7 protein-coding genes are annotated in these 8,866 nt (G+C 51.0%); 5 read left to right on the forward strand and 2 right to left on the reverse strand.

The genetic code is table 11. The annotated features are described in order from the left end of the window. Positions 1 to 383: 383 nt before the first annotated feature. On the reverse strand, positions 384 to 2,390 hold the full coding sequence (gene mnmC, locus KDK13_RS05045) for a bifunctional tRNA (5-methylaminomethyl-2-thiouridine)(34)-methyltransferase MnmD/FAD-dependent 5-carboxymethylaminomethyl-2-thiouridine(34) oxidoreductase MnmC (protein WP_257283854.1): 2,007 nt from the start codon (positions 2,388 to 2,390) through the stop codon (positions 384 to 386). 158 nt (positions 2,391 to 2,548) lie between these two features. On the opposite strand from mnmC, the gene KDK13_RS05050 reads away from it, so the two are divergent. The 5 genes from KDK13_RS05050 to KDK13_RS05070 all read left to right on the forward strand — a co-directional run bounded on the left by KDK13_RS05050 (position 2,549) and on the right by KDK13_RS05070 (position 7,943). Beyond that, the gene (locus KDK13_RS05050) at positions 2,549 to 3,493 is read left to right on the forward strand and encodes a tRNA-dihydrouridine synthase (protein WP_257283855.1); all 945 of its coding nucleotides are present in this window, start codon (positions 2,549 to 2,551) and stop codon (positions 3,491 to 3,493) included. Positions 3,494 to 3,753: 260 nt separating this feature from the next. Continuing rightward, a complete protein-coding gene (locus KDK13_RS05055; RefSeq protein WP_257283856.1) occupies positions 3,754 to 4,032 on the forward strand; it encodes an OadG family protein in 279 nt (92 codons plus the stop codon). 20 nt (positions 4,033 to 4,052) lie between these two features. Beyond that, positions 4,053 to 5,882, forward strand: coding sequence for a sodium-extruding oxaloacetate decarboxylase subunit alpha (gene oadA / locus KDK13_RS05060; RefSeq protein ID WP_257283857.1), 1,830 nt, complete (start codon positions 4,053 to 4,055; stop codon positions 5,880 to 5,882). Between the two features lie 84 nt (positions 5,883 to 5,966). Further along, a complete protein-coding gene (locus tag KDK13_RS05065; protein WP_257283859.1) occupies positions 5,967 to 7,265 on the forward strand; it encodes a sodium ion-translocating decarboxylase subunit beta in 1,299 nt (432 codons plus the stop codon). A gap of 219 nt (positions 7,266 to 7,484) precedes the next feature. Further along, the gene (locus KDK13_RS05070; RefSeq protein ID WP_257283861.1) at positions 7,485 to 7,943 is read left to right on the forward strand and encodes a methylglyoxal synthase; all 459 of its coding nucleotides are present in this window, start codon (positions 7,485 to 7,487) and stop codon (positions 7,941 to 7,943) included. Between the two features lie 142 nt (positions 7,944 to 8,085). Here the strand turns inward: KDK13_RS05070 and KDK13_RS05075 are convergent, their stop codons facing one another. Further along, positions 8,086 to 8,544: a hypothetical protein gene (locus KDK13_RS05075; protein WP_257283862.1), complete on the reverse strand. Its 459-nt coding sequence runs from the start codon at positions 8,542 to 8,544 to the stop codon at positions 8,086 to 8,088. Positions 8,545 to 8,866: the final 322 nt, after the last annotated feature.

Genomic DNA, 8,866 nt, shown 5'->3' on the forward strand with positions numbered 1-8,866 from the left:
TTCACCTCACAAAACGAAATTTTTATCCTCAATTTTCTGCCATCCTCGCTACGGGGTCGCCTAGACGGGCGCTATTCTCGGACAGGCTCCTAGCCGTCGTTGATGGGCTGGTTTCCCGGACAAAAAAACGGGCAACCCAGAGTAGAATCAGGCTGCCCGGACGCAGTTTGCTGAATGGATTGAAACAGGAGCTTCATGAGCAGGTAACAGCGTGTTACCTGATCCACGTCAGATAAGATAGACAGCGGCTACTGATTCCGCCTTGAGTATTGATACCTGTTTTTTTGTGGCCATTACTTAGACTGGCTGTCCGTGAAGAGCGCCCGTCTAGGCGACCCCGTCTGGGCGACCCCGTCTGGGCGACCCCGTCTGGGCGACCCCGTCTATATTTTATTGCGGATCAGGTCTCTGACCAGAAAGCGGGAAGGATGAATGGCTTCCAGCAGTTTTGCCGACATCGAGAGATCGTGGGTGTTATCCGCTTCACCGGTGATTATGGTGGCTAAAATCTCACCGGCAACAGGGCAGGAGATCATCCCTCTGGAGCCATGTCCGGCGGTCACATACAGCCCGTCCAGGTGCTCAGGGCCGGCGTCAATAGTCAGCTTGCTGTTTTTTCTGAGCGGTGCATAAACCTCAACAAAGCGCTTAAAGTCAACGATGGGACCGACTACGGGCAGATAATCCGGTGTTGTGCAGCGAAACCCTGTGCGGCCACCGGTCACTTGCGTATCAGTTCCACCGAGTGCCTGGTACATGGCAGGGAAATACCTGGCCTGCATGGCCAGGTTTTCCAGGTGGTCAGCTTCTCGAACTTCTGTACCTTTGTCTTTAAAACTGAACGTTGCGCCCAGGGTGTGATAGCCATCGACAGCAGGTGCTATATAGCCTTCTCCGCAGACGCAGGAGACCAGCTTCTGACTTTCACTGGTTGCCTTCGCCTGGGTAATCTGGCCACGGATGGCTTTAAGAGGCAGGTAGTCCAGCTGTGAAAACTGATGACTGGCCGTTCCCTGGGCAATGATTACAGTCTTGCTGCGGAACTCGTCGTTGCCGGTTTTAATCAACCAGTCTTGCTCACATTTCTCAATCCCATTTACTGCCGTGTTGGTAATCACCCGGATGTTTGGATGATCGGACAAAGCACGACAGAGTGCTGGTGGATGCACCCAGCCTGCCTGTGGAAAATAGAGACCCGGATGGTTGATTCTCAACCCGGCTCTATTGGTGAGCGGCTCCTCCGTGAGGTACTGCAGGACTGAGTCCGGGTGCTGGTTATCCAGGGCCTGGTATCGTTGATCCGTTTTGGCGTCAATGGCTAACTGAATGACACCGCACTGCTGCCACTCTTCAACCGCCAGTGCTTTCAGCGTATCCAGAGTAAATTGATAACCCTTCAGGATAAACTGACTGAGTGGAGTATTGTCAGCAGAGAGTTTGGCATAGAGAACACCCTGTGGATTACCGGAGGCTTCACTGGCCAGAGCCTGGTGTCGCTCCAGGATGGTGACTTGCCATCCCCGACGAGCCAGCGCCCTGGCCGTGCTGCAGCCCGCCAGGCCACCACCGACGACGATGGCTTCTTTTGCGGGGTTTCTGTGATCAGCGGGCGCAAACCAGGGTTTGCTGGCAGGTAAACCGGAGGCGGTGATAAGGTGACCGGCAATCATATCCCGTTTGCGGCCAAATCCCGGTTGTTTGCTCACTGAGAAGCCGGCCTCTGTCAGCCCATCCCGAACCAGCCTCGCAGCAGTGAACGTGGCATAGGTTGATCCATCATGGCTTTTGGCTTTAAGCGTCTGGAACAGCCCTGGTTGCCACATATCGGGGTTTTTCGCCGGGGCAAAGCCGTCAAGAAACCAGGCATCAATCTTCTCACTGATATGCGGCAATGTATCGAGCACATCACCAATCAATATGCGAAGCCTGATGTGTCTGCCTGAAGCGCTGTCAGAAAATTGCAGGTCGATACGATTTCCACTCAGTTGATAGGCGCTGATCAGTCTGTTGGCCAGCGGTGTCAGCTCCTCAAATGCACAAAGTGCTTTTCGCAGATCATCCTGCCGGAGTGGATACTTCTCCGTACTGATAAACAACAGAGAACTGTTATCAGGAGCATGTTCCAGAAACAGCTGCCAGGCACAGAGAAAGTTCAGGCCAGTGCCAAAACCGGTTTCGCCAATGGTGAACGTTGATCCGGGGGCAAGTTCACGAAACCGTTTGGGGAGATGATTATGTTCCAGGAAAACATGCCGGGTTTCGGCAATGCCGGAGGCCCGGGAAAAGTAGACGTCATTAAACCGGATAGAGATTGGCAGGCCATTCTCCCACTGGATAATAGCGGTGCTGGTCTGGAACTTGTCTGAGGGAGTGGATTGGTGGTTGGACACGGCTTTCTGTTTCAGAATTCATTATCGGGCGAAAAAGCTGCAAGCATAGTAAGTGTCAGCTATCGGGTAAAGCGTTATGAGTTACGGCAAAGTAGCAAATTGCACAATCAGGCGTGCTGACGGTATGATCAGTGCTTTTTTCACTCAAGAGGCATACCATGCGGCTGATACTGGCGCCGATGGAAGGCGTTATGGATCACGATATGCGGGATCTGCTCACCGGCATCAATACCTTCGATCTCTGTGTTACCGAGTTTGTCCGGGTAACCGATACGCTGCTGCCTAACCGGGTCTTTTATCGCACCTGTCCAGAGCTGTTGCAGGGGGCAAAAACATCGAATGGTACACCTGTTCGTCTGCAGTTGCTGGGCAGTAACCCGGAATATATGGCACGCAATGCCCAGCGTGCAGTGAAGCTTGGCTCGCCGGGAGTGGACATTAACTTCGGCTGTCCATCAAAAACGGTCAATAAAAACAGGGGCGGGGCCATTTTGCTGCGTGAGCCGGACCAGCTGTTCAGCATTGTGAAAGCGGTTCGGGATGCCGTTCCTGCAGAGCTGCCGGTGACGGCTAAAATTCGCCTGGGCTATGAAGACAAGTCGTTGTTTCTGGAAAATGCCCGGGCTGTTGAACAGGCCGGTGCCACGGAACTGGCGGTGCACGCCCGGACTAAGTCGGAAGGCTATCGGCCTCCGGCTCACTGGGAATACATTGGCAAAATTCGTGAAAACCTGGGGATTCCGGTGATAGCCAATGGCGAGATCTGGAATCATCAAGAGGCCAGGCGCTGCATGGACGTTTCAGGCTGCTCTGACCTGATGGTCGGTCGGCCCTCTTTGGTAACGCCGAATATCACCACCATGATTCGGGAATCGGTCAGCCCGATGAGTTGGTATTCCGTGTTGCAGCTTATTTTGCAATTAAGTGACAGGGATCGTAAAAATGGCAAATGGCAATACCATCCTTCCCGTCTGAAACAGTGGCTCAATTATCTGCGTAAAGCGTATCCGGAAGCTCAGAATCTATTTGAGCGAATCCGTTCCCTCCGTGAGGCGGATGCCATTGTGGCAATCCTCGGTTCTGACCTGGCAAAAGCGGCATAGCATTTTCCGACCAATCTTTCCGATTGGCCGACTTTCATTGATTTGCGTCGGTGCATTTTTTTCCGGACTGGGGCAACCTTTCTTCTATGCACAATGCTGTCGAAGGTGGTCCTGGGCTTCCGGGAGCTTGGAAAAGCGCCATGAGTCTGTTCATGGAAATAATAATCAAGAATGGTTTCGGTAGGGCAGTCTTTTCTCGGACAGGCTCCCAGAGGGGATTGTCCGGACCTTCAAACCTGAAAAAACAAGGGACTCACTTGATGAATCCATCGGATCTAATTTCAGAGGGTTCCAGCCTGATGCTGTTTGGAATGGGCTTTGTTTTCCTGTTTCTGACGCTTTTGGTGCTGGCAACCAGCCTGATGTCAAAAATTATCGATCGCTATTTCCGGGAACCGGCACCATCGGGTGTATCCAATCGTATTCCAGTTGATAGCCAGACAGCTTCGTCCAATGATCAGGGTGAACTGATTGCTGCTATCAGTGCAGCCATTGCGATGCACCGAACAAAAAAAGCTCAAGCAGATAAACGCCAATAACCGGGGGATAAAGAAGGGTTATGTCTGACGTTAAAAAGCCATTAGCTGATAAAAAGCCGCTGGGTATCACCGATGTGGTGTTGAGGGATGCCCATCAGTCACTATTTGCCACTCGCCTTCGTATCGACGATATGTTGCCGATTGCCGAACAGCTGGATCAGGTCGGTTACTGGTCTCTCGAAACCTGGGGGGGAGCTACCTTTGATGCCTGTATCCGCTTTCTGGGTGAAGACCCATGGGAGCGGCTGCGTGAGCTGAAAAAGGCCATGCCGAGGACGCCTCAGCAGATGCTGTTAAGGGGACAGAATCTGCTGGGATACCGTCACTATGCTGACGATGTCGTCGACAAATTTGTTGAGCGTGCCGTTGCCAATGGTATGGATGTGTTCCGGGTATTTGATGCCATGAACGACCCCCGCAACCTGATGCAGGCAATGAAAGCGGTGAAGAAGCAGGGCGCCCACGCTCAGGGCACCCTCTCGTATACAACCAGCCCTGTTCACACGATGGATAGCTGGATTTCTCTGGCCAGGAAGATCGAAGACCTGGGGGCTGACTCCCTGTGCATCAAGGACATGTCCGGCATTATTACGCCCACTGACGTTTATGAGCTGGTTTCCAGGCTCAAGAAAGAGACGGACCTGGAAATTCAGCTGCATTGCCATGCAACCTCCGGCCTTTCTTCCATGTCACTGCTCAAGGCGGTTGAAGCCGGTGTTGACCGGGTCGATACAGCCATCTCGTCCATGTCGATGACCTATGGACATTCGCCAACTGAGGCAATTGTTGCTGCACTGCAGGGTACCGGGCGTGATACGGGGCTTGATCTGCATAAGCTGGAAGAAGTGGCGGCTTACTTCCGGATGGTACGGAAAAAATACGCGAAATTTGAAGGTCAGCTGCGTGGCGTTGACTCAAGAATCCTTATTGCCCAGGTGCCCGGTGGCATGCTGACCAATATGGAAAGTCAGCTGAAAGAGCAGGGCGCCAGTGATAAGTTCGATGAAGTATTGCAGGAAATTCCAAGAGTTCGTGAAGATCTGGGGATGATTCCACTGGTAACCCCCACTTCCCAGATTGTTGGCACCCAGGCGGTCCTCAATGTACTGACCGGGGAGCGTTATAAAACCATCTCCAAGGAGACCCGGGGGATTTTGAAAGGTGAGTACGGTGCTGCACCTGCACCTTTCAATAAAAGCCTTCAGGACAGAGTGCTGGAGGGTAAGGAAGCAATCACCTGTCGTCCAGCTGATCTGCTTGAGTCTGAATTTGATAAGTTGACTGCCGAACTCCATGGCCTTGCCAGAGAAAAAGACATCAAGCTGGCTGAGCAGCCGGTGGATGATGTTCTGACCTATGCGCTGTTCCCGCAGGTTGGCCTGAAGTTTCTGCAGAATCGCGGTAACCCTGATGTTTTCGAACCAGCTTCCGGGACCGAACCGGACGTGAAGCCTGCAGCTCAGGCAACGTCAGTGGCTCTGCCAATGGCTCCATCAATGGATAGTTCTGTTTATACCGTTCGCGTTAATGGCAATGCCTATACCGTTGAGGTATCAGACGGTGGTGATGTTTCTCAGCTGGCTCCTGTTTCAGCATCTGCTGCCCAACCCGAAGCGGCCAGCGTACCTGTATCTGCTGGTGAGCCGATGCCTGCGCCACTGGCCGGTACTATCTGGAAGGTGAATGTGACACCGGGTCAGCATATTCAGGAAGATGATGTTCTGCTTGTCCTCGAAGCCATGAAAATGGAAACAGAAATTCGAGCCCCCCGTTCCGGACAGGTGACGTCGGTTGCTGTACGTGAAGGTGACAGTGTAGCGGTGGGTGATACCCTGCTTGCCCTGGCTTAATAACAAAACTTCAGGGAAGCCTCCGCAGGAGGCTCCCTGTCAAGAGCGCTTGTGCTGAGAAACGTCTTGTAGAGAAAGAATGCCATGGAAAAGCTATTAACGCTCTGGGAGGGTTCCGGTTTATATAACCTCACCGCCGGAGAGTTCGTCATGATTCTGGTGGGCTTTGGCTTGCTGTATCTGGCCATCCGCAAGCAGTTGGAGCCTTTACTGTTGTTGCCTATCGGTTTTGGTGGAATCCTTGCCAATATTCCCCAGGCCGGTCTGGCGTTTTCCGCCATTGAACAGGCACTTCATATGGCCAACCCTGTGGTAATGGAGGCTATGGCCGAGGCGCTTGGTAGTGCTTCAACTGCTCCGGATGAGCTTTATGCTTTATACAATGAGGCGAATGCGGCAACCAGAACCTTAGTCGGTAATATTATTGCCGATGCCGGGTACTCGAACGGTGTCCTTTATCAGTTTTACAGTGTGGCTATTGGCAGTGGTGTTGCTCCACTGGTGATTTTCATGGGGGTGGGCGCCATGACGGATTTTGGTCCGTTGCTGGCAAATCCCAAAACCCTGTTCCTTGGCGCTGCCGCTCAGTTTGGTATTTTTGTCACGGTGTTTGGTGCCATCGTGTTGAGCTCAATGGGGCTGATGAATTTCACCCTGGCGGATGCCGCTGCTATTGGTATTATTGGTGGTGCCGACGGTCCAACGGCCATCTATGTTTCCAGCGTGCTTGCTCCCCACCTGCTGGGTGCCATTGCGGTTGCAGCCTACTCTTATATGGCACTGGTTCCCCTGATTCAGCCGCCGATCATGAAAGCGCTGACCACGGCAGAGGAACGCAGGATTGTGATGACGCAGCTCCGGCCAGTGAGCAAGACGGAAAAAATCGTTTTCCCGATTTTATTGCTGGTGCTGGTGGCTCTGTTGTTACCCGATGCGGCTCCACTGCTGGGGATGTTCTGTTTTGGTAACCTGATGAAAGAGTGTGGTGTGGTTGAGCGCCTTTCGGATACGGCTCAAAATGCGCTGATTAACATCACCACCATTTTCCTTGGGCTGTCTGTGGGTGCAAAGCTGAGTGCTGACAAGTTTCTGCAGATGGAAACCCTGGGGATTCTGGTGCTGGGGATTGTGGCATTCTGTATCGGTACCGCCAGTGGTGTCCTGATGGCAAAACTGATGAATCAGATGTCGTCTACCAAGGTTAACCCATTGATTGGCTCAGCCGGGGTGTCGGCGGTACCCATGGCTGCCAGGGTTTCCAACAAAATGGGGCTTGAGGCAAACCCACAGAACTTCCTGCTGATGCATGCCATGGGCCCCAATGTGGCAGGTGTTATTGGTTCAGCGGTTGCAGCGGGGGTGATGATTAAGTATCTGTCGTGAATTACCCGTTGCTATTGAACTATTAATTGATCATGACCAATGCTGTTGCTTTTTCAAAGGCGGCAGCATCTTTTTTTGTTGTGGTCAGGCTTGTTTTTCAGCGAGAATAAAATTATTCAAAGATCAGCTGTTTTAACGTTTGTGAAGCAGTACGGGTTTTTTATCCATTTGAACCGGTTTTTATATTATTTATTGCTGAAAAAAGAGTAGAAGTACTTCATGATTTATAAAGAACACAATGTTTCATCCAGAAAAAGTATTGCCCTGGTAGCTCATGATAATAAGAAAGGGGAGTTGGTGAAGTGGAGTCTGCGTCATCAAGAAAAGCTGCAGGGACACGAACTTTATGCCACCGGCACCACAGGACGTATTCTTGAAAAAGAGCTGTCCATGCCGGTTACAAAGTTTATCAGTGGTCCATTGGGTGGAGACCAGCAGATTGGTGCATTGATTTCTGAATGCAAACTGGACCTGCTGGTATTTTTCTGGGACCCGTTTGAGCCTATGCCCCATGACCCGGACGTTAAGGCGTTGCTGCGGATCGCTGCGGTATGGAATATTCCGGTTGCCTGTAACCAGAGTTCTGCGGATTACATCTTCTCATCAGACTTGCTTGGACTGTCTCATAACCGGCAGGTTCCGGATTATGACAGCTATTTGCAGCAAAGAACGCTTTGATTTTCATGCTTTCAAAAAAAGCACAGAGGCCCTGAGATACGGGCCTTTGGCAAAGAAAATCTGGGAAAACAATGAGTAAGCCCTGCTGGACAGGGTTGGCCGGTAGTGTCCGTATTCAAAACAATCAATAAAGGACGGGAATTCAATAATCTGAATTGTCATTGTTGTCGATGCTCATTGAGCCAATACCGAAACTTGAAGGCCCGTACTGGCGGCGCTTCTTGTAGGTAACCTTGGGCTCAGTGCTGCTGTGACGGTCTTCGGGCGCAGCGGGCCTGCAGCTCATGGTGCCACTCATGGAGCTATTCATAGTGTTATTATTGCCACTGCGGTAGCCCTGGCCGCTGGATGAAAACCTGCGTACAGGCTGTTTTGTCACAGTTGGCTGAAAAACGGAGACAGGAGCCTGTTCATACAGGTCTCTTTCCGAGTCCCGGTCAGATAGCAGCTCGCTGTTCTGAACCGGACCTTCCTGCATATTCAGGCGCATACGGTAGGGATGGCCGTAACCTCTGCGGCGACGTGGTTTGTGGTCTTTTGGTTCGGGTGGCTTCAAGCCTGTAAATTGCTCGTAAATGGTTGTGTAAATATATTTGCTCATAACTACCTCCTGTTCATCCTCTCCCAGAAACGGATAAAATTTCTTTATTTGGTTGACGATGTTAGACAAACCCATTTTCAGTATGAATAGGTAACACTACTTAAAACTCTTTGAAGAAACGACGACAAACGTTAATAATATAATGTTGGTGTCGTCAATTATTTTGAAAAAAACGAAATTGAAATAGAATTATCAGAAACAAAGGATAGCATTCATAAAAATAGATCGTTGATTGATTTCATAATTTTTTTGAATGTTGGACTATTGGTAATAACTATTTTTTGCTAATCCGGCGAATAAGAAATACTTTCAGCCAAGGTAT

The sequence above is a fragment of the Endozoicomonas sp. SESOKO1 genome, from assembly GCF_024606265.1.
Classification (GTDB): Bacteria; Pseudomonadota; Gammaproteobacteria; order Pseudomonadales; family Endozoicomonadaceae; genus Endozoicomonas.

Coding starts and splice junctions, on each gene's coding strand:
- KDK13_RS05050 (WP_257283855.1), top strand. CDS start 2,549: ATGCGGCTGATACTGGCGCCGATGGAAGGCGTTATGGATCACGATATG.
- KDK13_RS05055 (WP_257283856.1), top strand. CDS start 3,754: ATGAATCCATCGGATCTAATTTCAGAGGGTTCCAGCCTGATGCTGTTT.
- oadA (WP_257283857.1), top strand. CDS start 4,053: ATGTCTGACGTTAAAAAGCCATTAGCTGATAAAAAGCCGCTGGGTATC.
- KDK13_RS05065 (WP_257283859.1), top strand. CDS start 5,967: ATGGAAAAGCTATTAACGCTCTGGGAGGGTTCCGGTTTATATAACCTC.
- KDK13_RS05070 (WP_257283861.1), top strand. CDS start 7,485: ATGATTTATAAAGAACACAATGTTTCATCCAGAAAAAGTATTGCCCTG.
- KDK13_RS05075 (WP_257283862.1), bottom strand. CDS start 8,544: ATGAGCAAATATATTTACACAACCATTTACGAGCAATTTACAGGCTTG.